Origin of the sequence: Kitasatospora sp. NPDC048407, assembly GCF_043200475.1 — a bacterium.
Taxonomy (GTDB): Bacteria; Actinomycetota; Actinomycetes; order Streptomycetales; family Streptomycetaceae; genus Kitasatospora.
Map to the genome: position 1 here is coordinate 225,406 of NZ_JBICXW010000006.1, position 22,905 is coordinate 248,310.

Consider the following 22,905-nt stretch of genomic DNA (forward strand, 5'->3'; position numbering starts at 1 on the left):
CCTCCGTCTGCCCGAACAGGGCTACGCGTTGAGGCACTCCCTGGCGTCTGCGAAGTAGAACTTTCGCTACTTTCAACGCAGTTCAGGCGAAGGCGGCCGCCCACCGCTCGATCGCGAACCCGCCGCCCGGCGCCCGCCGGACCTCCAGCGCCCCGGCTCCGCCGAAGTGCGCCGGCACCACCAACTCCCGCCGCGCCGCCGCCCGTTCGAGGATCCGGTGACGGCTGGCCGCCGCCTGCGCGGGGTCGACGCACCAACAGCTGTTGCAGGACGGGGCGATGATCTGCGCCGGGCTGTGCATCAAGTCACCGACGAAGACGGCCCGTTCGCCCCCGGACTCCAGCCGCAGCACCGAGGAGCCGGGCGTGTGGCCGGGCGCGGACTCCAGCACCAGGTTCTCGTCGATCCGGTGTTCACCCTCCCAGCGCGCCAACTGCCCACTCCGGTCCACCGGTTCGATGCTGTCCTGGTAGATCAGCTCCGCCTCCCGCCCGCCGCCGTAGGAGTTCCCCGGGCCGAGGTGGAAGTCGTCCGCGGCGTGCAGCAGGTACTGCGCGTTCGGGAACGTGGGCACCCACTCCCCGTCCGACTCGGTGGTGTTCCACCCGACGTGGTCGGCATGCAGATGGGTGTTGACGACGACGTCCACGTCCTCCGGGCGGACGCCGGCCGCGGCGAGCCGGCCGAGGAAATCGCCCTGCCACTGGTGGAACGCCGGCGTCTCGGGCCGCTCGCGCCCATTGCCAACGCTGGTGTCCACCAAGACAGTTCGGCCGCCGCTGCGCAGCACCCAGGTCTGCAACGCGGCCGCCGCCAGCCCACTCTCCGGCACCCAGTGCTGCGGCGCCAGCCACCCGGCGTTCTCCTCCCACCGCTCGGCCCCGAACCCGGGGACCAGCTGGTGGGCCGGCAGGAACGGGCCCTGCCACTCGATGACGCGGAGGACTTCGACACTCCCGAGCGTGATGCTCCGCACGTGTTCGCTGTTCATGTCGCCGACGCTAAGGGCCATTTGGCGAGTGTCTCAATGCTCGATCGGCTCATCCGGATACGCAACACGCTCTCACCTGCGCGGGTGAATACACTCCCGGGCATGGACGTGGTCAGCGACGCGATATCGACGGTCCGGATCGGACGGCCCTCCTCCAACCGCGTGCGGGTCGGCGGAAGTTGGAGCACCCGCCTCGCCCCGTACGACGGCGCCGGCTTCCACGTCGTCCTGGCGGGCAGCTGCCGGCTGATCGGCGCGGACGGCACCACCCTGGCGCTCACCTCCGGCGACGCGGTGCTGCTGCCGCGCGGCGCCGGCCACGTCCTCGCGGACGCCGAGGCTGGTCCGGGCGCTGCCCAACGCGCAGTCCCGTTCGAGCAGTTGGCCGAAAAGGACGTTCTCGGGCGGCCGGGCCAGGGGGAGGTGGAGCTGCTGTGCGGCAAGTACCGGCTCGACCACAGCCGCGCGCACCCACTGCTCGCCGAGCTGCCGGAGCTGGTGCACCTCCCGAGCCGGGTCGGCCGGCACCCCGAACTCCGCGCCGCCATCGACCTGTTGGGGCGCGAGGCGAGCGGTCGCCGCCCCGGCTCCGGCGTCGCCGTCCCCAGCCTGCTCGACCTGCTGCTGGTCTACCTGATCCGCGCCTGGCTCGCCGAGGGTTCGACGGGCGCCTGGCCGGCCGTCCTGGACGACGAGGTGGCGGCGGCCGCGGTCCGCGCCCTGCACGCGGACCCGGCCGCCCGGTGGACCACCGACCTCCTGGCGGCGGAGGTCGGGGTGTCCCGCGCCACCCTGGCGCGCCGGTTCACCGCACTGGTCGGCCGGCCGCCGATGGCGTACCTGACCTGGTGGCGCCTCGCCCTGGCCGCCGCGAGACTCCGGGACACCCCCGACCCGCTGGCCGCCATCGCCCGCCGGGTCGGCTACGGCACGCCCTACGCCTTCTCCCACGCGTTCCAGCGGGAGTTCGGCACCACACCCGGCCGCTACCGCGCCGCCGCTCAGCCCCCGCCGTAGGTGGCCTGGGTGACGGCGAAGACATTGCGTCCGCCCGTGGTCTCCTGCAACGACCACAGCAGGTCGGGGTTGGTGGCGTCCTCCCAGTAGGAGAGGCTCTCGCCGCCGCCCACCCAGGCGAAGGTGGACGGCCCGGCCGTCGGCGTCCAGTAGTAAAGCTGCTTCGCCCCCGAGGAGTTGAACCACCACCGGCCGTTGTGGGACGCCACGCCGTTGAGGTGGTACCAGGGCAGCATGAGCGCCTGACTCGCGGTCGTCGTCGTGGCGAACGTCGTCGCCCCCGGCGCGAACGGGAAGCGCACGGCCCGCGGCGCCCGCTTCGGGTAGTCGGTGCAGGTCGAGCTCACCGGGCAGGTGTACTCCGTCATCACGATCGACTCGCTGACCCGGTCCAGCGAGATGGACGACCACGCCAGCCCGGCCACACCGGTGGCCGTCTGCGAGGTGACGGTGCCGACCTGCGGCAGCACGTAGGCGTAATTGTGGGCGTAGTAGGCCCCGTTGGCCTGGCGGCCGATCTGATCGGCGGTGCCGCCGGTGTCGGTGTTGAGGATCTTGCGCATGTCGAAGACCCGCATGCCGCGCCCGGTGTCGGCGACATAGAGGTAGTCCCCGTACCAGGAGACGCCGCCCGCGTGGATCGGGATGTCCTTGAAGTCCGGCGCCGCCGCCGTGCCCGTCGGCTCCACCAGCAGGATCTTGCGGTACGTGTTGGGGTAGGTGGCGTCCCAGTCCGCCAGCGTGATCCGGCTGCGCTGGTGGTTCCCGCCGCAGGCGTCGGCGGTGTACCAGCTGACCAGCACCAGCTGATGCCCGTCGTAGTTCCCGCTGTTCGCGGTCCCCACGGCGTCCCGGCTCGTGGTGATCCCCTGCGGAACGCTCTTGCAGTCCGTGTTGTCACCGTCGTCGAACCGGAACCCCGTGGACAGCCCCGCCACCGAGAACGACGAGGGCAGCGCCTGCCGGGTGTGGTTGGCGTTCTCCATCACGGTGTGCACGGGCGACGTCCCCAGTGCCGTCACCAGCGCCGAGTCGAGCGCGTCGTACTTGTGGTAGTCCGCGCTGAGCGTGTAGTCCGCCCCGTTCAGCGCCGTCGGGCCTGCCGCGGCCTCGGCCGGCGAGGCCCCCACCCATCCGCCGGCGACCGCCAGTCCGGCGGCGATCACCGCGCTTGTTGCTGCCCTGACTTGACGAAGCATCACATCGAGCCTCTCCGTGCGAACAGTCCAACAGGCCCTCACGCTAGGCTCGCGCTGGACATGTACGCAACACTCTGGTCGCTTTGTCACCCGCCAAGGGGTCGGCCGTCCCCACGGGACGTCACACGCCGACCGCGAGGTCGCGCAGCGTCGCCTCGGCCTCCGGCGTCAGGGCGAGCGGCCCCTTCCCGTTCGTCCAGACGGCCTGCACCTCGAGGCGGCGCAGTCGCCAGCCGTCCGAGGTCCGCACCGCCTCGCCGGTGAACGTGCCGCCGACATCGAAGTGGCCGCCGGCTTCCTCGCCGCGCGCCTGCTGAGTCGCGGCGAGGTGCACGTGCGTCATGATCGCGTTCCAGCGGACCGCGGCCCGGTCCCCGGCCAGGTCGATCATGTAGTTGGCCCCCGTGTGCTGAGTGCGCTTGAACTTTCCGAGCGCCACCTGCTCCGCCTCGGCCAGCCCGGCGATCCCCTCGTGGTCCCCGACCGGCCTGCTGATCCGCACATCGGACGTGAAGTACCGCCGCGCCCACGCTTCGTCGAACCGGCCGCCGCCCTGGGGCACCGTGTCGAGGCTGATCAGATAACCGTCGATGAGTCCGGTGATCTCGGCACGATCGACCAGAACCTGAACCTGCCGCTCCAGAGCGGCGAACGCCTCCGTGCTGATGCCCATGGCCGTGACTCCCCGGCTCGCGCTGCCTGCCGCGGCCGACCCGGCCGCGTACCGCTGAGGCTAGAACTTCAAGCCCACTGGAGATCAAGGCCCGGCACAGAGCCACCGGTGCCCGTCAGCCACGCCCGTGCAGCCCGAACCCCGCCCGGCCTGCCGGCTCCGGCCCTCCCTCAAGGGCGGCCGACTGACCATCTGGGTCATGGCGATGGGCAACCGACGCGACGTCCGCCGCCGCCGGTAGACCCCGCCGGGGCGATTGTTCGCGGTTACCTGCTGCGCGACCGGGACGCGGTGCCGCCCGAGCCGTCGCTGGTCGGCCGGGTGCGGGTGGCGGAGGCCGGGCGGCCGTAGCGGGAGCGGCCGGTGGACCGGTTGTGGCGGGGCCGTTCGACGACGGGGTCGGGGATCGTGGTGGGCACGCCGGTGGGGACGCGGGCGCCGGTGATCCGGGTGAGTTCCGCGTCGCCGGGCCGGACCTTGGTGGTGACGGGGGTGATGCCGGCCGTGGACATCATCCGGGCCGTGCCGCGGCGCTGGTTGGGGAGGACCAGCGTGACGACGGTGCCGGACTCGCCGGCCCGGGCGGTGCGTCCGCCGCGGTGCAGGTAGTCCGTGTGGTCCGCTGGCGGGTCCAGGTTGACGACCAGGTCGAGGCCGTCGATGTGGATGCCCCGGGCGGCGACGTCGGTCGCGACGAGCGCGGCCACCTGACCGGTGCGGAACTGTTCCAGGGTGCGGGTGCGCTGCGGTTGGGACTTGCCCCCGTGCAGGGCCGCGGCCTTCACCCCCTTTGCCAGCAGGGTGTCGACCAGGCGGTCCGCGCCGCTCTTGGTGTCGATGAACATGATCACCCTGCCGTCGCGGGAGGCGATGTGGGCGATCGTGGCGGTCTTGTCGGAGTTCTGCACGTGCAGCACGTGGTGCTCCATCGTGCTGACCGCTCCCGCGGACGGATCCACCGAGTGCGTGACCGGGTCCTTCAGGAAGCGCCGCACCAGGCCGTCGACGTTGCGGTCCAGGGTGGCGGAGAACAGCATCGTCTGGCCGCCTTCGGCGACCTGTTCGAGGAGTGCGGTGACGTCGGGCAGGAAGCCCATGTCGGCCATCCGGTCGGCTTCGTCGAGGACGGTGATACCGACCCGGTCCAGGCGGCAGAGCCTGCGCTCGATCAGGTCCCCCAGCCGGCCGGGCGTGGCCACCACGATCTCCGCACCGCGGTTCAACACCTGCGCCTGGCGGCGGACCGGCACCCCGCCGACCACGGTGGCCATCCGCAGATGCGTCGCGTGGGCGTACGGGGTGAGGGCTTCGGTGACCTGCTGGGCGAGCTCACGGGTGGGGACCAGGACCAGTGCGAGCGGGCACCGCGGCTCAGCCTGCTGCCCGACGGTGCGGGCGAGTACGGCGAGACCGAACGCGAGTGTCTTGCCGGAGCCGGTACGGCCCCGTCCCAGCACGTCGCGGCCGGCCAGCGAGTTCGGCAACGTCGCGGCCTGGATCGGGAAGGGCGTGCTGATGCCCCTGCGCGCCAGGATCGTCAGCAGTTCCCTCGGCAGGTTCAGTTCCTCGAAGGACTCGACGGGCGGCAGGGCCGGCACGGTACTCACCGGCACCGAGAACTCCCGCAGGGAGGCGGATCCCGCGCCGCTGCCCGATGCGGAGCCGGAACCGGAACCGGTGTGTCGGCGCGGAGGGCGGCTGGAACGGTTCATGCGGGAGACCCTCCTCGGGGCGGCACAAAAGCCGAGGGGCCCGCACCGGGCACCATGTGCGCGGCGCGGGCCCCTCGCTGCCAGGCGGTTGCCGTGGCAGTAGGAACTACAGCGGGCGAATGTTCTCGGCCTGCGGGCCCTTCTGGCCCTGCGTGACGTCGAACTCGACCTTCTGGCCCTCGAGCAGCTCGCGGAAGCCGCTGGCGTTGATGTTCGAGTAGTGGGCGAAGACGTCCGGGCCGCCACCCTCCTGCTCGATGAAGCCGAAGCCCTTTTCCGCGTTGAACCACTTCACGGTGCCATTAGCCATGTAAAAAATCTCCTTCAAGGGACCTTCCGGAACCCGCACGATACGGGCACCGAGTCACCGCGATGAGCGCCCGCCCGGAAAATGTCCGGAAAACAGAAATGCGCCTGCGATACATCAGCAGGCGCACACAAAGTTCATGGGAACCACTACTGCAACTCCTCCGACTGTAGCAGCCCCAAGCCCGGAACGGGGGGACATTTTGCCCCAGGTTTCGGCGGCCGCTGCCCCGGCGCCAGCGGGCCGGATCCACCGCGTACGCCAACATCACTGCTGGTGCGGGCAGTTGATCCGACCGCGCGCGGTGCCCGGCGCGGCGGCCGACCTGTGGTGTGACTCCGGGCGCACGCCCCCGGAAAGTGACGTTCAACAAACCCGGCATTTCAGGCATCCAAGATTTCGGGTCGTCAGAAAGGGCCGCTACCACGCTTCGCGGAGCATACTGACCTGGATGAGAAAACCTGAAGCAGTCCGCCGCCACCTGCCCACCAGCCCCTTCAAGGCCAAGGCCGAAGCGCCGCGCAAGCACTTCGCCATCGGCGATCGCGTCACCCACGACGCCTACGGCCTCGGCCGGGTCATCGGCGTCGAGGGCGACACCGCAGTACTCGTCGACTTCGGATCCCGGCAGGAGCGCATCGCCGAGCCGTACCGCGGGATGTTCAACCTCTGACCCACCCCGCCCCCGCCGCCACCCCGCCCCCAGCCCGCGCCACCCCGGCCCGGGTTGCGTCGGCATGGCGCCATGGACGCGGGAGGTGCCGAACACAAGGGGACGGAGCACGACGAAGGCCCGGACCGCCGTTGCGGTCTGGGCCTTCGATCAGGCGGAGGATACGAGATTCGAACTCGTGAGGGGTTGCCCCCAACACGCTCTCCAAATGCGTCCAGGTGTCCGGGGAGGTCCATGGGCATTCTGACCTGCAGCGGTGTGACTCGTTTGCTGGGCGTCGAACGGCGCTGGACCGGGGCGAATGCAACCAGAACTGCCACCAGCCGGGCTTCGCGTCATGCGCGCTCGGTTCGTTGAGCGCTGCAATCAAAGATGGCATGGATGTACATCTGCTACATTTGTTGCATGAGCGAGCCGGTGATCGAATCCATGGCCGAGGTCCGCAGCCACCTTGCGGACGTCCTCGATCGCGCGCGCAGGGACGAGACCCCCACGATCATCACGCGGCGCGGCAAGCAGGAAGCCGTAGTGATCGACATCCGTGAGTACCAGCACCTGCGCAGGCTGGCGGAGCAGGCCGAAGACGCCTGGCTCAACCGGTTGGCCGACGAGGCGGAGACCGAGGGGCTCGACGGATCCGTGTCGCTCGAAGAGATGGCCGCCATGCTCCGCGACCACCACGCCTGAGCCATGGGCTACTTCACGCGGTTCACACCGCACGCCCAGCGGGACATGCTCAAGATTCCCCGGCCTGATGCCGTGCGCATTCTGCATCGCCTCACTGATCTCCAGAAGGCGCTGGACGACGGGGACACCGGGGCCTTCGATGTCAAAGCCCTCCAGGGGCACAGTGCGCGTTGGCGACTGCGGGTCGGGGACTATCGCGTCGTGTACACGGTTGAGGACGGCCAACTGGTGGTGTGGGTCCTGACTGTCGGCAACCGTCGCGACGTCTACCGCAACCTGTAGGTGACCTCGGCCGCTCAACCGGAGGTCCGATGACGGGAGGCCGACGACGGCGTTGGCTACCCGGGCATCACCCCGTGGATGCGGGAGATGGTGAACACGCGTTCGTCGTTCCGCAGATGGCACCAGGCCTGAAGGTAGGGCGGGTCGAGATCCAGACGGCTGAGGGTGCGGATGGTCTCGTTGCCGGAGGTGGCGATGTACTCGATGGTGACCGCCAGGCCCTCGTTGACCGCGTGGGCCAGCTGGCGGACGTCGGTGAAGGACAGGTTGCGCGCGTACCCGGCGATGATCTCCTCGGTGTCACTGCCGTAGGGGCGGCCGTCCCACGGGTCGGGCTCCGGGATGTCCTGCGGGCCGGCCAGAAGGCGGGCGGCGAGGGCTCCCAAGTCGACGGGACGGTTCCCCGGTTGCTGCGGCCGGGACCTGCCGCGGGGCAGGCGCGGGGACGGTACCGGGGGCGCCGCGCGGGGGCGCTCGGCCCGCTCGACGCGGACGGTGCCGTCGGGCTTCTCGGCGACGGGGGCATAGCCCGCGGATCGCAGCGCCGCGAGTGTCTTGTCCGGCGGGGTCCGGCTGATCAAGACGGTCGGTGCCAATTGCCGTAGGCCGAGCGGGGAGAGCTTGCGGTGGGCAGCGAGTTCGGCCAGGAGAGCCGGTTCCTCGCCGTGGATCACACTGGCTGCGGAGACGACACGGACCCGGCCGTGGCTGCGCGCGGTGTCGTGGATCAGGTACGAGAGCGGCTGGGGAAGCGGTTCGACGGCGACGGCGGCCAGGTCGGCCGTGATCGCGTCGGGGGTCAGGCCCGCGTCGAGGGCGCGGCGGACGCTTCCCGGGCTGAACCGCCACACGGACGCCGTTCCGGCTGTCTCCCGGTCTGCGGCGGAGTCCAACAACGTGGCGATGGCTGCTGATGGCGTACCGGCAACCATGGCCGTGAGATCGCTGCCGAAGCGGGCGGTCCCGCTGGCGGCGGGCAGTAGCTGCCGGCAGGCGTCCGCCAGCGCGGCGGTGTCACCGGCGAGCAGCGCGGTCCCGATGGGGGACAGCGCCCCGAGGGCGAGTGCGCCGAGCAGTTCCGTTTCACGGATCAGGGTGGCGAACGGCGTGGCGTCCTGGGGGAGTTCGTCGGCGAGCGGCCGGTGCCACACGATCAGCGCCCCCAACTCCGCTGGGTTCGACGCGCCTTCGCCGGCCGGGAGCTGTGACACGGCCGAGAGCAGTCCGTGCCGACCCTGTACGCAGCCCCCGCAGGCCGGTGGGCCGGCGAGGGCAGGCAGAGCCTTCCCGTCCTCGTCGCGGCTGCCGCCGGGGGACAGCGGGAGTGTCCACCACGCCTGGAGAAGCACGGCGAGTTGGTCGGCCGGCTCCTTCTCGGCCCAGACGTCGTAGCCGGCGGTCGCCACGACCCGGTCGCCGTCCCGGGCGAGCAGCCCAGCCCCGTTCGCCGCCTCCAGCGCGATGCGGACCACGATCTCGTCGCACTGCGCCGCCTTGCCGATCCGGGACAACTCGCGTGCGCCGATCCCACCAGCCTTGAGCCGAGTCGGGGGAGTGACGGCGCACACCCTGAGAACCGACGCGGCATGGGCGGCGAACGCCATCGAGGCGGCTGCGGCCTCCCGTTCGATCTGCGAAGCGGTGACGGACACCGAACGCACGACCGGCGGGACGGGCGTGAACGGAGCGAACCAGCCGGGCCCGCGCACCGCGAGTGCCACCTCTGCCGGCATCCGGGCCGACCCGTACCGATGGCGGTCCCGGATCAGCAACCCCCGCTCCAGCGCCCACTGTTCGCCTGGCTCGGAGCCGGACTGCGAGCCTGTGAACATGATGAACGCCGGTTGCTTCGGAGGCCGGCTCGCACGCTGCTCAAGGAGCTTCCTCGTTGCCCCCGGAGCCTTGGCCACCAGCGCGGCGACCCTTTCCGGATCGCTGTGATGGTCGATCAGCGCCGCCAATCGCCGCGACTTGTTGTTGCCAGCCGGCTTGACGCCCAGTTTCGCCAGTACGCGGCCCAGTTCGTCGGAGTTCGTGCCTGCGAGCAGATGTGCCAGCGGTGCGTCGAGCCCGAGGGGTGAGTCCCATGCGTGCCGCAGCGGTGCTGCCATGTGCAGCACCCCGTCGTGGCCCGGCCACACCAGAGCACGATCGGCCAGTGCCTCCAGGGCCACATCCAATCCGCGGGTGCGTTCCCCGTCCGCCGCGTCCAGGAAGGTGGCCAGGCCGTCCCGGGACACGGACCCCAGCGCGGCGATGGCCTCCGCCACCTGCAGGCACGGCAGTGCGAGCCGGGGCAGGGCCAGTGCCACTGACGCCGGGCGCTGAAGACGGTCTGCCAGTTCACCGACCGACCGCGGCTCCGGCGCCACCGCCACATCCGGGCGCGCCGCCAGGACCCGTTCCAACTCGGGTGCGTCGAGTCCGCACAGCCACGCCGCCATGGCCGAACCGTTCGTCTTGCTTATGGGGAACACCTCGCCACGCAGGAGTACCGCCGTTCCGCCGCGGGACCGGCCGGGGCTCCAGGATGGCGTACGAAAAGGGTCGCGCGTCACACGAAGGACTGGATGATGCCCGGAGAACGCCTCGGGCCGCCACTCCGGCTCGCGTCCCGAACACAACGAGGGCCCCGACCGGAACCCGGTCGGGGCCTTCGTTTGCCCTGGCGGGCGGAGGCGGAGGATACGAGATTCGAACTCGTGATGGGTTGCCCCCAACACGCTTTCCAATTCCCCGCAGCGTTGTCCGGCGGCGTCCGAACATGTTCTGAACTGCGGCTTCCCGGCTGGCGGTGAGCAAGCCGAACCTGCCTGACCGGCGATGAACGAGACCAAAACTGAGACCAGGAACATGGGCAATTTCGAGCCGTGCATCGCTGACTCAAACCATGGTGCCCTGACTCAACGGCAGAGAGGGGTCCGGGCCGAAGCCCTTGACATCCATCGTGGCATGACCACCTGGAGGACTGGTGAGCTCACCTTGGATTCGCACCGGAATCCCCTCATCGTGGCAGCGGACAGCCACGTGGTAGAGGGCCGGCGGGAGGTGCATCCATACGATGCGGTTTCGGCGTTGAATGAGCGTTCTCACGCCTACGCGTCCGTCCTCGTCGTCGGGCTGGCGGCTCAGATCGGTGACGACCCCGTAGATCACGTGCTGTCTTGTGTAGGTACGTGTCTTGAGCTGGGTGGAGACCCTGTCGATGATCTCGATCGCCTCGTGGTTGAACTCCACCCGTGGCGGAGCTCCCGATGGGGGAGCGGCGACGCGTGACCAGTTGAAGGAGATGTCGAGAGTGTCGACGGAGCCGGCGTTGACCACCTTGGCCAGGGCCTGGCACAGCTCGTAGGAGACGCCCTCCCCGACGCAGTCGGTGATCTCGCTGGGCGTCGGCTCGCGGATGGCGGTGGCCATCTCTTCAAGTACACCGAGGGCGCGTGACATCGTCGCGGTCACGCGTCGATCGAAGAGGACCTCTTCGATGCCTACATCGATGTCGGTCTGGCCAGGCGTGTAGACCTCAAGTGGTGATCTGGCCTGGCTGATGATCGGCACAATGTAGGAGCCGCGCCGAGTTTGGCCGAGCCGCACTTCGCGTGCCTGCTCTCTGGCTCGGGGTGGAAAGTTCCGGAAATGGCCCTGCCGACGGATGGTGGCGGCGGCTGCAGCTACCCGCAAGCGTTTCGCCGAGACGAACAGTTCGTAGCCTGCTTCGAGCGGGATCGATCCGTCGGTCAACGACGGGTGCGAGGCTCGGAGGTCGGTGACGTCGTGATACACCGTTGCGATCGCGTCCTGGACCGCGCGAGCGTCCTGAGCCTCGACCCGCGCGAGGTCATTCAGCAGGATGTGGGTGCGCTTGGCGAAGTCAGGGGCGTTCGGCCTGAGCGGTACGAGGACGACCTCATCTGCAAGACCTGGCAGGGTCCACAGTTCAGCGAGCTCGCCGCCATCCATGCGAGTCCAGCCGCCGACCTTCAAGTAGCTCCGAATCTCGTTGGGACCGAAATCGGGCGTGATCTCCACCATGTCAGTTCAACCCCCGCAGGCCCCCGAGGGTCATCCGACGCGCCGCATCGAACATGCTCCCCATGGCCTTGGCGGTCAGCTCTTGCTGCCGTGGCAATCTGACCGCCGTGGTGTTCCCACGCACGGTCTCCAAACCTTGGAAAGAAGCCCAGTACCCATGGCAGGCCAAGACCACCGAGTTCGGCTGATGGGTCACCCACCGGCCGATGTCTGGCGGGACGATCAATAGCGCAAGGTGCCCGGGGGCTGAGCGCTCAGGGTCGCGAAGCTTGTCGTAGGTGTCTACGTCCAAGTCGAAGCTGTAGCCGTCGCGTGTGACTCGAGGGCGCTGTGTGCATTTGAGCTGAATGTCGATCATCAGCCCCCGCGAGCGCAGGGTCACGTCGACGCCGTCCTTGTCGACGTTCCAGTCGCAGATCGTGTAGCCGCCCTGTGTGGCCAGGGCGTGAACATACGCGCGACTGATCTGTTCCTTCTGCCAACTCGTTGCCTCAGCAGCCACGTTAGCTCCCCCCACATGACGTGATCGCGAGGATAGGCGCTCTTCCTTGCCCGAGGAAGAGGGCCCGAGGCTCCACGGGCTGAGTCTGTGCGTCACTCGCTGCGGAACACGGTGGGGACAGGCAGGCACGTTGAATGACATACGGGACGGCCTGGCCTGCTCGGCTCTAGGCTGTCGCTAAGTGTGAGCCTGTGGGGTGCGACATGGAGGAGCTGATCATGACTACTGCGGCAAATCTGCCGCTCCCACCGCGCCGACCCGAGGAGCCTCATCCGCTGAGGACGATCCGGGAGATTCGGGAAGCTTTGCCGGAGCACCAGCTTGAGCATTTCGACGCCGAACTTGCCGATACCGACATCGATGCACTGCCTGCCATGCTGCACCGTTGGGCGACGCTCGGGAACGACGGGTTCATTCAGCGGTTGCTGTCGACTCCGTTCGAGGGACTGGAGTTCGGGCAACGTTCCTATGACGACGCGGCGGACGGTAAGTGATCTATCTACTCGACACCAACGTCGTCGCTGAGCTCACCACCCGGCCGAAGCCGGATCCGGCCGTCGTCGCGTGGGCCTGTTCGGTGCCGGCTCCCGCTCTCTACCTGAGCGTCATCACCATCGCGGAGATCGAGATGGGTGTCGCTCAGACAGCCGACCCGCAACGGCGGGCCACGTTCGAACTGGCGCTCGCGGGCATCCAGGATGAGTATCGCAACCGGATCGCCGCGATCGGTGAGCGCGAAGCCCTTGCCTACCTTGCGATCCATCGAGAACTCAAGAGCAACGGAACGAGCATCGACCCGCCGGACGCACTGATCGCCGCGACCGCTATCGCGAACGGCTGGACCGTGGTGAGCCGGAACATCAAACACCTGGCCCGGACCGGCGCGCTCACCCTGAACCCATGGGAGTGCGAGGCGTAATCGCGCAGCGCCAGATCGGTCGAATCATCGGATTTTGCTGGAAATGAGTGAGACCAGAACCGGGACCATGAACGACGAGGGCCCCGACCGCTCAGCGGTCGGGGCCCTCGTTTGCCCCGGCGGGCGGAGGCGGAGGATACGAGATTCGAACTCGTGAGGGGTTGCCCCAAACACGCTTTCCAAATGTTCGTCCGGCCGTCCGGGGACGGTCGCAGGTGTTCTGACCTGTGGTGGAGTGATCCGCCGGCTGACCTCTGAACGGCGCTGGACGGGGGTGAATGCAACCAGAACTGCAACCAGGATGGCGGCCGTCAGGCGGCCCGTAGCGCGGTGGTCGGGGCCATGCGGGCGGCGCGGAGTGCGGGGTAGAGGCCCGCGATCGTGCCGACCGCGACGGCCATGACCGGTCCGGCCGCGGCCCAGACGACGGGGACGACTGCGGGCCAGCCCTGGGCGGCGGCGTAGCCGTAGACGGCGCCGGCTCCGATGGCGACGCCGGCGAGGCCGCCGAGCAGTCCGAGGAGGACGGCCTCGATGAGGAACTGGGCGGCGATCTGGCCTTCGCGGGCGCCGAGGGCGCGGCGCAGTCCGACTTCGCCGCGGCGTTCCATGACTCCCACCACCATGGTGTTGGCGATGCCGACGCCGCCGACGAGGAGGGCGACTCCGGCGAGTGCGAGGACGAGGCCGGTGAGCGTGTCCTGGGTCTCGGCGCGTGCTTTGAGCAGATCGGAAGGCCTGGAGACGGCGACCGTACTGGGTTGGGCGGGGTTGGCGGTGGCACCGGCGACGGCTTGTACGGCGGCGACGCGGTCGGGGTGGACGCGCAGGTAGACGGTCGCGGGGGTGCCGTCGCCGCCGAGGTGGGCGTCGGCCTGCGGGCCGCCGACGAGGGCGGCGGCGTCGATCTCGGGGACGAGTTCGTTGGGCCGGAGGATGCCGAGGACCTCGTACCACTGTCCGGCGACGCCCTTGCCGGTCATCCAGACGCGTTCGCCGGCGGAGGTGACGCCGAGGCGTTTCGCGGCGGCGTCGCCGAGGACGGTGACGGGGAGGCGTTCGGCGGCCTGGTCGAGCCAGCGTCCGGCGCGGAGTCGCCCGCGCAGTGCGTCGAGGAGGTCGAGGCGGGCGGACAGGACGGTGAGGCTGTTGGTCTGCCCGGGCGGCACGAGGTCGTTGCGGTAGACGGCGGCTTTGGTGCCGCCGGTGGTGGTGACGTGCTGGACGGGGGCGATGTTGCCGAGCATCGTCGGGGCTTCCTTGGGTAGCGGCACCGGTTGCTGGCGGGCGTCGGTGCCCGGCCCAACGGTGATGAGATTGCTGCCGAGGCGGTCGAGGCGGTCGAGCAGGTGCTGCTGGTTCGAGGCGGAGATGCCGGTGACCGCGACCACGGCGGCGATGCCGAGGGCGATGCCGAGCGCCGACAGCGCGGCGCGGAGTTTGCGGGTCCGGGGGCCGATCAGTCCCACGCGCAGCAGGTCGAGCGGGCGGAGCCGGGCGGGCCGGAGGCCGGTACGGGCGCGGTTCACAGGGTGCCTCCCGCCGTGGTGGGCGCGGGTGCGGCTTCGACGGGCACGGTCCGTTCGTCGAAGGCGATGCGTCCGTCCTGGATGCCGATGCGGCGGGGGAAGGAGGCGGCGAGCTCGCGGTCGTGGGTGATGACCACGACGGTGGTGCCGTCGCGGTTGAGTTCGCGGAGCAGGTCGACGACGCCGGCGCCCGACGCGGTGTCGAGGGCGCCGGTGGGTTCGTCGGCCAGCAGCAGGGCAGGGCGGCCGGCCAGGGCGCGGGCGATCGCCACCCGCTGCTTCTCGCCCCCGGACAGCTGGTCGGGATGGTGGTCGAGGCGGTGGCCGAGCCCGACCTGACGCAGCACCTCCACGGCGCGGGCCCGACGGGCCTTCGCGTGCTCGCCGGTGTACAGCAGTCCGGTCGCGACGTTCTCCACGCAGGTCAGGCCCGGGAGCAGGAAGAACTGCTGGAAGACGAAGCCGATGCGGCGGGCCCGCAGGGCGGCGACCTGGCGGGGGCGCAGCACGGCGAGGTCGTACCCGTCCACGGCCACGGTCCCGGAGGTGGGCCGGTCGAGGGTGCCGATCAGGGCGAGCAGGGTGGATTTTCCCGAGCCGGACGGTCCGACGACGGCGACGAGTTCGCCGTGGTCGACGGTCAGGTCGATGCCGTGGAGGATGCGCAGGGGCGGGGTGCCGTCGTACTCCTTGACGACGTTCTCCAGCCGCAGCACCGGTTCCCGGGTGTGCCCAGCAGTCAGTGCGGTCACGAGGGCACCACCACCTGGTCGCCTTCACGGAGCTCTCCGGACACTTCGGCGCGGGCGTTCGCGATCAACCCGGGCTTGACCGGGACGAGTACGGGGGCGGCCCCGTCGCGGACGACCTGAACGCCATAGCCGCCCTCGGCGAGGGCGAGCAGGGCCGTGACCGGGACCACGAGGACGCCGTCCGCCCGGCGGTCCGTCACGGTGACCGTCACCGCCGGCTGCGCGCCGTCGAGCGTCTTGCGGGCGGCGGCCTGGTCGGTGAGCGCGATCGTCACCGTCGCCTTGTCCTTCCCGCCGCCCCCGCCACCGCCGGCGCCCGGGCCGTCGGCGCCGGAGCGCGGGCGGGCAATGGTGCGGACCTTGCCCTGGACCTTGCCGCCGCCGGCGAGCGCGACCTCGACGGTGCTGCCAGGCGCGAACTGCGGGAGCTGGTCGTCCTCGGGCTGGACCGTGGCGACGAGCTCGGTGTCGGTGACCTTGAGGACCGTGCCCCCGGAGCCGCCGGCCGCCGTGCCGCCGAGCTTGGCGACGACCTCCTGGACGCGCACGGTCCTGTCCGGCAGGACGGCGACGCGGCCCAGTTCGACCTTCCCGGTCTCCTCCAGCTTCAGCGCCTTCTGCCACCGCTTGACCGCGGCCGCGGTCGCGTCGGTGAACTTGTCGTCCACCTTGAGGTCCAGCCCCTTGGCGTAGCCGAGGTCGACCAGGTTCTGTTCGAGCTGCCGGACATCGGCGCCGTCGGTCATGCCGACGGCGAGTTCACGCCAGAACGGGCGGGTTCCGGTGAACAGCACGACGGGCTTGCCGTCCAGTTCGTAGATCACGCCGCCCGCCTTGATCTCCTCGTCGGCCGCGGGGAGTTTCGTGAACGTGCCCTGGCCCTGGGCGCCCAGCTCGGTGGCGGTGCCGTAGCCGATCCGGCCGCCCAGGTTCATCCCCGACGACAGGGACGTCCGCTGCACGGCGACCGTGCTGTGCTTTCCGCCGGCCGGTGCGGCGGCCGCGTCGTCGGTGCGCCACGGCTGGCGGACGGCGACCACGGCCGCGGCGGTGAGTGCGGCGGCCACCACGAGGGCGACGGCCGTACGGCGGACCGCCCGGCCACTGCGGCTTCGGCCCGAGGGCCGTACGGCGTTCGTGTCCGGGGCTTCGTGGGTGTCGGGGGCCGGGACAGCGGACTCGCGCTCGGTCATGGTCACTTCCCGTCCTGGCCGAGGCTGGTCACGCCGACGCCGGGATGGTCCTTGCTGCAGATCGCGAAGGCCTTCTGGAACAGGGCGGAGTCGGTGTCCGGCGAGATCGCCAGGTTGCCGCCGTACTTCGGGTCGGGGTCGGGGACCTGCTCGGCCGTCAACCCGTTCTTGCGCAGGCAGACCGCCAACCCGCGGGCCTCCTCCACCATGGCCCGGACAGCCCTGTCATTGAGCTGCTGCTTCCCGGGAACCTTGGCGTCGCAGGCGCTCATCGCCTGCGCGAGCGCATCGGCACCCGCGGCCTGCCCGGCGTCGGTCCCCACGGCGGGCACGGAGGCCTTTCCGTCCTTCGTGAGCTGCACGCCGGTCTGCCCCGCCTCGTGCATGCACTGCACCCACGCCTGGTTGATCGCTCCCTCGTCCAGCGTCCTGCCGCCCCCGCCACTCGCCCCGGCGACGTTCGGAGCGCCGCCCTTGTCCGACGAGCAGGCGGCCATCGCCACCACACTGCCGACGGCCATCGCCACCGCGGCCAACCGCACAGTCGAACGGGTCATCCCTGCCTCCACGCGTCGAGTCACCTGCGCGCCCGGCCGGCACGCAGAGACAAGAGGTACGCGGGCGGCGGTTACGCACAGGTCAGCCGGCGCCAACCCGCACCTAACCCGGCTCCGGCGACACTGGACTACGGCGGAGCCGCACCTGGGAACGCGGAACTCCGCCGCCACGGACAGATCGGCACCCCGACCGCGTCGCCACGCGGCCGGGGTGCCCGGAACGGAGCAGGGAATGCGGGTGCTGGTAGTCGAGGACGAGGTGGCCCTCGCCGAGATGATCGCCGACGGGCTGCGCGCCGAGGGCATCGCCACGGACACCGCCCACGACGGCGTGCGCGCCCTGGAGCTGGCCGCCGCCGACGCGTACGACGTCCTGATCCTGGACCGTGACCTGCCGGGCATGAGCGGCGACGCGGTGTGCCGCACCCTCAACAGATCCGGGTACCCGGCGCGCATCCTGATGCTCACCGCCGCGGGCACCCTCTCCGACCTCGTCGACGGCCTCGCCCAGGGCGCCGACGACTACCTGTCCAAGCCGTTCTCCTACATCGAGCTCCTCGCCCGGCTGCGCGCACTGGCCCGTCGAGGTCCGGCCGGCACCCCCACGGTGCTGGAACGGCGCGGGGTACGGGTCGACACCGTCCGCCGCCTCGCCGAACGGGACGGCCGTCTGCTTCGCCTCACCCCCAAGGAACTCGGCGTCCTGGAGGCGCTGCTCACCGCCGACGGCGGCTTCGTCACCGCCGCCGAACTGCGCGACACCGTCTGGGAGACGCCACCCGAGTCCGGCAGCGCGGTCAAGGTCACCGTGCACCAGCTACGGCGCAAGCTCGGCGAACCTCCGCTCATCGAAACGGCGGCCGGCTTCGGGTACCGCCTGTGAGCCCGCACCGCCGCGGGCGCGGCCCGACCATCCGCACCCGTCTCGCGCTCCTCAACGCCGCCGTCCTCGCCGCCGGCGGCGCCGTCCTGCTGGCGATCAACTGGTTCCTGGTGCGCGAGGCGCTCGGCGACCACAGCGCCACGGTGATCGAGCCGAACGCCGCCACGGAACTCGCACCCGCCACGACGACACCGGCCGTCCCCGCCGAGGCCGCAACGGTCCTGCCGGCCCGCCAGTTCGAGCAGTTCCGCGACGCCGTCCTGCACGACCTCCTGACCCGATCCGCGTTCGTCCTGCTCGCCGTCCTCGCGCTGGCCCTGCTCGCCGGCTGGTGGGTCGCGCGGCGCTCGCTCACCAGGATCGGCGCCGTCACCGCCGCAGCCCGGCACATCAACGACGCCAACCTCCACGACCGGCTCGCACTCGTCGGCCCCGACGACGAGGTCCGGGAACTCGCCGACACCTTCGACGCGATGCTCAACCGGCTGGAGAAGTCGTTCGCCGAACAGCGGCGGTTCACCGCTCAGGCCTCCCACGAACTGCGCACCCCGCTCACCCTCCAGCGCACCGCCCTGGAGATCCCCCTTGCCCAAGGCCTCGTGCCCGACAACCTCCGGCCCGCGATCCACCGTGCCCTGGCCGCCGTCGACCGCAGCGAGAACCTCATCGGCTCCCTGCTCGCCCTCGCCCGCGGCGAGAGCGGCGTCCTCACCCCGCGACCCACCGACCTGACCGACCTCGCCCGCACCGCCATCGCCGACACCCGCGCGGAAGCCGACGACGCCGCCATCGCCGTGGAAACCCGCCTCGCCCCCGCCCCCGTTATGGGCGACCCGTCCCTGCTGACCCAACTCGTCCACAACCTGCTCGCCAACGCCGTACGCCACAACCACCCCGGCGGCACCGTCCACCTCTCGACCGGACACAGCGCCGGGCACTCGTACATCGAGGTCACCAACAGCGGGCCCCGGATCGACGAGGCCGACATCCCCGCCCTCCTGGAACCCTTCCGCCGCGGCCGGACCGGCGGCCTTGGCGCAGGACTCGGCCTGTCCGTCATCCGGGCCGTCGCCGCCACCCACCAAGGAACGCTCACCATCACGCCCAACCCCGCAGGCGGCCTCACCACGCACGTCCTGCTGCCCACCGCGCGAGAGGACACCGAGCAAGGAACACGACGCGTCGCCGCCGGTCACTGACGGCACCCGATCCGAGCGCAATGCCTTGCCCGCTATCTCGTTGAGGACGGTTTCCTCGACCTGGGGCGGACCGCCGCGTTCGTGGCCGGCTACCGGTCGGTGGTGCCGATCTCGGTGGCGGCCCTGGCGGACGCGGTGGAGCGGCTGTGGTGGAAGAGGATGTCGGACTACTGGCAGCTGGTCTTCCACTACGACCGCGACGACAGCTCCTGCGACCACCTGTTCCTGCCCGCCGAGCGGTTCCTCGCCTGGTGGACCGAGCGGCGCGAGGCGGTGCAGGAGGCGTTCGCGGCTATGCCGTGACCAGCGTGCGGATCAGCACGGTGGCGAGGGGCCTTCCCCCGCGGTAGTGGACACGCGTTCGGGGTTTCATGCAGCCAGCGTGAGCTTATCGGATTGCTGTTGGTGCCGGTCTTCGTCGGAGGATACGAGATTCGAACTCGTGAGGGGTTGCCCCCAACACGCTTTCCGAACCCCGTCCTCCGGGGTTCACGGCGGTTTTGACCTGCGGCGGGGCGGACTGCTTGGCAGCCGCCGAACTCGGCCGGACGGGGGTGAATGAGACCAAAACTGAGACCAGGGCGCGTGCCTTCCGATGGTCCTGGGCCCCGCCCTACTTGCCGTAGTGGTACCGGCATGCGATGACGCATAGGGTGTCGGCCTGCTCGTCAAGAATGTAGACCAGGCGGTGTTCCTGATCGATCCGGCGGGACCAGGCCCCGGCGAGCTCGTGCCGCAAGGGTTCGGGTTTGCCGATGCCCTCGTTGCCGTTTCGACGGATGTTGTCGATCAGTAGATTGACGCGCTTGAGGAGGCGGTGATCGTCGGCCTGCCAAGACAGGTAGTCGCTCCAGCCACGCTCGGTGAACTGGACCTTCACGCGCTCTGCTCGGTGAGGTCTTCGGGGTCGATCAGTTCGCGGGCCACCGCGCGGCCCTCCCGGTACTCCTGCAGGGAGCGGCGAAGGTGGTCGGCGTTGGCCGGGGAGCGCAGCAGGTAGTCGGTCTCGCGGAGCGAGGCGTACTCGGCCAGCGAGACGACGACCAGCGGCTCATGGCCGGCGCGTGTGATGACGAGCTCTTCGGCGTCGCTCTCGACGGCATCGAGCGCGGCGGCGAGATTGCCGCGGAGCTCGGTGGCACTCATCGTCTTCATGTTGTACAGAATAACGTACATCGATCGGGCGGACCAGAGAGTAAACGCCGAAGGCCCGGACCGTCGAGACGGTCCGGGCCTTCGTGAAGGCGGAGGATACGAGATTCGAACTCGTGAGGGGTTGCCCCCAACACGCTTTCCAAGCGTGCGCCCTAGGCCTCTAGGCGAATCCTCCGTGGGAGAGCTTAGTACATGTTGAGGGGTGGTTGCGACCACGCTCTCGCAGGTGGGTGGAGGGGGTGGCCTGCGGATCGGAGATCGGGGAGGAGGTTGGGGTGGGTGGGGGGAATGGGGGCCGGGATCCGCTACTCTTGGGGCAGCCCCTCGTGTGGCGTCATCTCTCTGAACCCCCCCAGGGCCGGAAGGCAGCAAGGGTAGGAGGGCTCTGGCGGGTGCGCGAGGGGTCCTTGCGTTTTCCGGGGCCGGTGGTGGTGGGGAGCCACGTTTGTCCGTTGGTCCCGATATCGTCGGTGGCGTGTCCCTAGCCCTGTACCGCCGCTACCGCCCCGAGACCTTCGCGGAGGTCATCGGGCAGGAGCACGTGACCGTCCCGCTCCAGCAGGCCCTGCGTAACAACCGGGTCAACCACGCGTACCTGTTCAGCGGGCCGCGCGGGTGTGGAAAGACGACCAGTGCCCGCATCCTGGCCCGCTGCCTGAACTGTGAGCAGGGGCCGACCCCGGAGCCGTGCGGGGAGTGCCAGTCGTGTCGCGACCTGGCGACCGGCGGGCCGGGTTCGATCGATGTGATCGAGATCGACGCCGCGTCGCACGGTGGTGTGGACGACGCGCGTGAGCTGCGGGAGCGGGCGTTCTTCGCGCCGGTGCACAGCCGCTACAAGATTTTCATCCTGGACGAGGCGCACATGGTGACCTCGGCCGGCTTCAACGCGCTGCTGAAGGTGGTGGAGGAGCCGCCGGAGCACCTGAAGTTCATCTTCGCCACCACCGAGCCGGAGAAGGTGATCGGGACGATCCGGTCCCGGACCCACCACTACCCGTTCCGGCTGGTGCCCCCCGGCACGCTGCGCGACTACCTGGCGCAGGTGTGCGGTCGCGAGGGCATCCAGGTCGAGGACTCGGTGTTCCCGCTGGTGGTGCGGGCCGGCGCCGGGTCGGTGCGTGACTCGATGTCGGTGATGGACCAGCTGCTGGCGGGTGCCGGCGAGGCCGGTGTGACGTACCAGATGGCCACCTCGCTGCTGGGGTACACCGATTCCTCGCTGCTGGACGAGGTGGTGGACGCGTTCGCGGCGCAGGACGGCGCGACGGTGTTCCAGGTGGTCGACCGGGTGGTCGAGGGCGGGCACGACCCGCGCCGGTTCGTCACGGACCTGCTGGAGCGGCTGCGCGACCTGGTGATCCTGGCCACGGTGCCGGACGCGGGCGAGAAGGGCCTGATCGACGCCCCGGCCGACCGGGTCGCGGTGATGCAGGCGCAGGCCGACCGTTTCGGCCGGGCCGAGCTGAGCCGCGCCGCGGACCTGGTCAACACCGGCCTGACGGAGATGCGCGGCAACGCCGCTCCCCGCCTGCAGCTGGAGCTGATCTGCGCCCGGGTGATGCTGCCCGGCGCGTACGGGGACGAGCTGTCGACGCAGGCCCGGCTGGACAAGCTGGAGCGCCGGGCCGCCACGGGCGGGTTCGCCGCGCCGATGGCGTTCCAGCCCGCGTCGGTGGAGGCGCCCGTGCAGCCGCAGGCCCCGGCCGCCCAGCCGCAGGCCCCCGCCGCCCCGGCCCCCGCACCAGTGCCCGCCCCCGCACCCGCTCCGGCGCCCGCCCCGGCGGGCCCGGCCCCGGGCGCGTGGCCGATCGCACGCAGCTTCCCCCCGGCCGACCAGACCCCGCCGCCGCCCGCCACGGCGGCCCCGCAGGCCCCGGCCCCTGCCCCGCAGCAGTACGCCCCGCAGCCGCACGCCCCGCAGCCGCACGCCCCGCAGCCGCAGGCTCAGGCCGCGCCTGCCGCCCAGCCCTCGGTGGCGGCGCAGCAGGGCGCGGGCCAGATCCGGCAGATGTGGCCGCAGATCCTGGAGGCGGTGAAGAACCGCCGCCGGTTCACCTGGATCCTGCTCAGCCAGAACGGCCAGGTGGCGGGCTTCGACGGCAGCACCCTGCAGGTGTCGTTCGTGAACGCGGGCGCCCGGGACAGCTTCGTCGGCAGCCACAGCGACGAGGTGCTGAAGCAGGCGCTGACGGACGCGCTGGGCGTGGACTGGCGGGTGGAGTGCATCGTCGACCCGTCGGGTGGCACGTCCTCGCCGTCCGGCCAGTCGGCCGCCTCGTACGCGCCCCCGGCCGCCCCGATGGCCCCGGCTCCGGCCGCGCCGGCGGGCGGTGCCTGGGGTGGCACGCAGGCGCGCGCCCCGCAGCCGTCCGCGCCCGCGCCCGTCGCGCCGCCGGTGCAGCAGGCTCCGCAGGCCCCGGCCCCGCAGCCGTCCGCGCCCGTCGCGCCGCCGGTGCAGCAGGCGCCGGCCGCCCCGCCGGTGCAGGCGCCCCCCGCGGTGGCGCCGGAGGACGACATCCCGGAGGAGGACGACCCGGACCTGAACGAGGACGTGTTCTCCGCGCAGGACCTGATCGTCCGGGAGCTGGGGGCGACGGTGCTGGAGGAGATCCACCACCGTCCGGGCTGAGTCGTCGCAGG

General features: G+C 70.7%; 24 protein-coding genes, 1 tRNA gene and 1 other RNA gene. 11 read left to right on the forward strand and 15 right to left on the reverse strand.

The window, feature by feature from the left end:
- Positions 1 to 82: 82 nt before the first annotated feature.
- On the reverse strand, positions 83 to 991 hold the full coding sequence (locus tag ACGFWJ_RS14745; RefSeq protein WP_392949152.1) for an MBL fold metallo-hydrolase: 909 nt from the start codon (positions 989 to 991) through the stop codon (positions 83 to 85).
- A 102-nt stretch (positions 992 to 1,093) separates the two neighbouring features.
- On the opposite strand from ACGFWJ_RS14745, the gene ACGFWJ_RS14750 reads away from it, so the two are divergent.
- Positions 1,094 to 2,008 carry an AraC family transcriptional regulator gene (locus ACGFWJ_RS14750; protein ID WP_392949155.1) on the forward strand — a complete coding sequence of 305 codons (915 nt, stop codon included), beginning with the start codon at positions 1,094 to 1,096 and terminating at the stop codon, positions 2,006 to 2,008.
- Here the strand turns inward: ACGFWJ_RS14750 and ACGFWJ_RS14755 are convergent.
- The 4 genes from ACGFWJ_RS14755 to ACGFWJ_RS14770 all read right to left on the reverse strand — a co-directional run bounded on the left by ACGFWJ_RS14755 (position 1,993) and on the right by ACGFWJ_RS14770 (position 5,902).
- On the reverse strand, positions 1,993 to 3,207 hold the full coding sequence (locus ACGFWJ_RS14755) for a hypothetical protein (protein WP_392949158.1): 1,215 nt from the start codon (positions 3,205 to 3,207) through the stop codon (positions 1,993 to 1,995). The genes ACGFWJ_RS14750 and ACGFWJ_RS14755 overlap by 16 nt on opposite strands.
- Before the next feature lie 121 nt (positions 3,208 to 3,328).
- A complete protein-coding gene (locus tag ACGFWJ_RS14760) occupies positions 3,329 to 3,880 on the reverse strand; it encodes a nuclear transport factor 2 family protein (RefSeq protein ID WP_392949160.1) in 552 nt (183 codons plus the stop codon).
- Between the two features lie 266 nt (positions 3,881 to 4,146).
- On the reverse strand, positions 4,147 to 5,592 hold the full coding sequence (locus ACGFWJ_RS14765; RefSeq protein ID WP_392949162.1) for a DEAD/DEAH box helicase: 1,446 nt from the start codon (positions 5,590 to 5,592) through the stop codon (positions 4,147 to 4,149).
- 106 nt (positions 5,593 to 5,698) lie between these two features.
- Positions 5,699 to 5,902, reverse strand: coding sequence for a cold-shock protein (locus ACGFWJ_RS14770; protein ID WP_030916923.1), 204 nt, complete (start codon positions 5,900 to 5,902; stop codon positions 5,699 to 5,701).
- A 448-nt stretch (positions 5,903 to 6,350) separates the two neighbouring features.
- Here ACGFWJ_RS14770 and ACGFWJ_RS14775 point away from each other — a divergent pair, with 448 nt between their 5' ends.
- The 3 genes from ACGFWJ_RS14775 to ACGFWJ_RS14785 all read left to right on the forward strand — a co-directional run bounded on the left by ACGFWJ_RS14775 (position 6,351) and on the right by ACGFWJ_RS14785 (position 7,541).
- Positions 6,351 to 6,572 carry a hypothetical protein gene (locus ACGFWJ_RS14775; protein WP_387639316.1) on the forward strand — a complete coding sequence of 74 codons (222 nt, stop codon included), beginning with the start codon at positions 6,351 to 6,353 and terminating at the stop codon, positions 6,570 to 6,572.
- Positions 6,573 to 6,977: 405 nt separating this feature from the next.
- Positions 6,978 to 7,259 (forward strand): type II toxin-antitoxin system Phd/YefM family antitoxin, encoded by a 282-nt coding sequence (locus ACGFWJ_RS14780; protein ID WP_392949166.1) that lies wholly within the window; start codon positions 6,978 to 6,980, stop codon positions 7,257 to 7,259.
- A gap of 3 nt (positions 7,260 to 7,262) precedes the next feature.
- Complete coding sequence (locus tag ACGFWJ_RS14785; RefSeq protein WP_392949169.1) at positions 7,263 to 7,541, forward strand: type II toxin-antitoxin system RelE/ParE family toxin; 279 nt, start codon at positions 7,263 to 7,265, stop codon at positions 7,539 to 7,541.
- Between the two features lie 56 nt (positions 7,542 to 7,597).
- Here ACGFWJ_RS14785 and ACGFWJ_RS14790 read toward each other — a convergent pair whose 3' ends face one another.
- From ACGFWJ_RS14790 to ACGFWJ_RS14800, 3 genes are all read right to left on the reverse strand, one after another.
- On the reverse strand, positions 7,598 to 9,985 hold the full coding sequence (locus ACGFWJ_RS14790) for a helicase C-terminal domain-containing protein (protein WP_392949172.1): 2,388 nt from the start codon (positions 9,983 to 9,985) through the stop codon (positions 7,598 to 7,600).
- Positions 9,986 to 10,424: 439 nt separating this feature from the next.
- Positions 10,425 to 11,573 (reverse strand): hypothetical protein, encoded by a 1,149-nt coding sequence (locus tag ACGFWJ_RS14795; RefSeq protein ID WP_392949175.1) that lies wholly within the window; start codon positions 11,571 to 11,573, stop codon positions 10,425 to 10,427.
- A 1-nt stretch (position 11,574) separates the two neighbouring features.
- The gene (locus tag ACGFWJ_RS14800; RefSeq protein WP_392949178.1) at positions 11,575 to 12,075 is read right to left on the reverse strand and encodes a DUF4365 domain-containing protein; all 501 of its coding nucleotides are present in this window, start codon (positions 12,073 to 12,075) and stop codon (positions 11,575 to 11,577) included.
- A gap of 203 nt (positions 12,076 to 12,278) precedes the next feature.
- Here ACGFWJ_RS14800 and ACGFWJ_RS14805 point away from each other — a divergent pair, with 203 nt between their 5' ends.
- Positions 12,279 to 12,569, forward strand: coding sequence for a hypothetical protein (locus ACGFWJ_RS14805; RefSeq protein ID WP_392949180.1), 291 nt, complete (start codon positions 12,279 to 12,281; stop codon positions 12,567 to 12,569).
- Positions 12,566 to 12,994, forward strand: a complete 429-nt coding sequence (locus ACGFWJ_RS14810; RefSeq protein WP_392949183.1) for a type II toxin-antitoxin system VapC family toxin — start codon at positions 12,566 to 12,568, stop codon at positions 12,992 to 12,994. Before ACGFWJ_RS14805 ends, ACGFWJ_RS14810 begins: the two co-directional genes overlap by 4 nt.
- 311 nt (positions 12,995 to 13,305) lie before the next feature.
- On the opposite strand, the gene ACGFWJ_RS14815 is transcribed toward ACGFWJ_RS14810, so the two are convergent.
- From ACGFWJ_RS14815 to ACGFWJ_RS14830, 4 genes are read right to left on the reverse strand one after another with little or no spacing between them, the layout of a single operon-like run.
- Positions 13,306 to 14,523 carry an ABC transporter permease gene (locus tag ACGFWJ_RS14815; RefSeq protein WP_392949185.1) on the reverse strand — a complete coding sequence of 406 codons (1,218 nt, stop codon included), beginning with the start codon at positions 14,521 to 14,523 and terminating at the stop codon, positions 13,306 to 13,308.
- The gene (locus ACGFWJ_RS14820) at positions 14,520 to 15,275 is read right to left on the reverse strand and encodes an ABC transporter ATP-binding protein (RefSeq protein WP_392949188.1); all 756 of its coding nucleotides are present in this window, start codon (positions 15,273 to 15,275) and stop codon (positions 14,520 to 14,522) included. Before ACGFWJ_RS14820 ends, ACGFWJ_RS14815 begins: the two co-directional genes overlap by 4 nt.
- The gene (locus ACGFWJ_RS14825; protein ID WP_392949190.1) at positions 15,272 to 16,468 is read right to left on the reverse strand and encodes a peptidoglycan-binding protein; all 1,197 of its coding nucleotides are present in this window, start codon (positions 16,466 to 16,468) and stop codon (positions 15,272 to 15,274) included. The genes ACGFWJ_RS14820 and ACGFWJ_RS14825 overlap by 4 nt, the downstream gene beginning before the upstream one ends.
- A 2-nt stretch (positions 16,469 to 16,470) precedes the next feature.
- Positions 16,471 to 17,025 carry a hypothetical protein gene (locus tag ACGFWJ_RS14830; protein WP_392949192.1) on the reverse strand — a complete coding sequence of 185 codons (555 nt, stop codon included), beginning with the start codon at positions 17,023 to 17,025 and terminating at the stop codon, positions 16,471 to 16,473.
- Positions 17,026 to 17,257: 232 nt separating this feature from the next.
- On the opposite strand from ACGFWJ_RS14830, the gene ACGFWJ_RS14835 reads away from it, so the two are divergent.
- From ACGFWJ_RS14835 to ACGFWJ_RS14845, 3 genes are all read left to right on the forward strand, one after another.
- The gene (locus ACGFWJ_RS14835; RefSeq protein WP_392949195.1) at positions 17,258 to 17,908 is read left to right on the forward strand and encodes a response regulator transcription factor; all 651 of its coding nucleotides are present in this window, start codon (positions 17,258 to 17,260) and stop codon (positions 17,906 to 17,908) included.
- Positions 17,905 to 19,107, forward strand: a complete 1,203-nt coding sequence (locus ACGFWJ_RS14840; protein WP_392949198.1) for a sensor histidine kinase — start codon at positions 17,905 to 17,907, stop codon at positions 19,105 to 19,107. Before ACGFWJ_RS14835 ends, ACGFWJ_RS14840 begins: the two co-directional genes overlap by 4 nt.
- Before the next feature lie 81 nt (positions 19,108 to 19,188).
- On the forward strand, positions 19,189 to 19,410 hold the full coding sequence (locus ACGFWJ_RS14845; RefSeq protein ID WP_392949200.1) for a hypothetical protein: 222 nt from the start codon (positions 19,189 to 19,191) through the stop codon (positions 19,408 to 19,410).
- Between the two features lie 310 nt (positions 19,411 to 19,720).
- On the opposite strand, the gene ACGFWJ_RS14850 is transcribed toward ACGFWJ_RS14845, so the two are convergent.
- From ACGFWJ_RS14850 to ACGFWJ_RS14860, 3 genes are all read right to left on the reverse strand, one after another.
- Entirely contained in the window at positions 19,721 to 19,987 is a 267-nt protein-coding gene (locus tag ACGFWJ_RS14850; RefSeq protein ID WP_392949203.1) for a Txe/YoeB family addiction module toxin, read from the reverse strand.
- Complete coding sequence (locus ACGFWJ_RS14855; protein WP_355201984.1) at positions 19,984 to 20,262, reverse strand: type II toxin-antitoxin system prevent-host-death family antitoxin; 279 nt, start codon at positions 20,260 to 20,262, stop codon at positions 19,984 to 19,986. The genes ACGFWJ_RS14850 and ACGFWJ_RS14855 overlap by 4 nt, the downstream gene beginning before the upstream one ends.
- A gap of 90 nt (positions 20,263 to 20,352) precedes the next feature.
- A tRNA-Ser gene (locus tag ACGFWJ_RS14860) sits at positions 20,353 to 20,437 on the reverse strand.
- A gap of 143 nt (positions 20,438 to 20,580) precedes the next feature.
- Here ACGFWJ_RS14860 and ffs point away from each other — a divergent pair.
- Positions 20,581 to 20,671: signal recognition particle sRNA small type (gene ffs, locus ACGFWJ_RS14865), an RNA gene on the forward strand.
- Positions 20,672 to 20,737: 66 nt separating this feature from the next.
- Positions 20,738 to 22,894 (forward strand): DNA polymerase III subunit gamma and tau, encoded by a 2,157-nt coding sequence (locus ACGFWJ_RS14870; RefSeq protein WP_392949205.1) that lies wholly within the window; start codon positions 20,738 to 20,740, stop codon positions 22,892 to 22,894.
- Positions 22,895 to 22,905 lie beyond the last annotated feature (11 nt).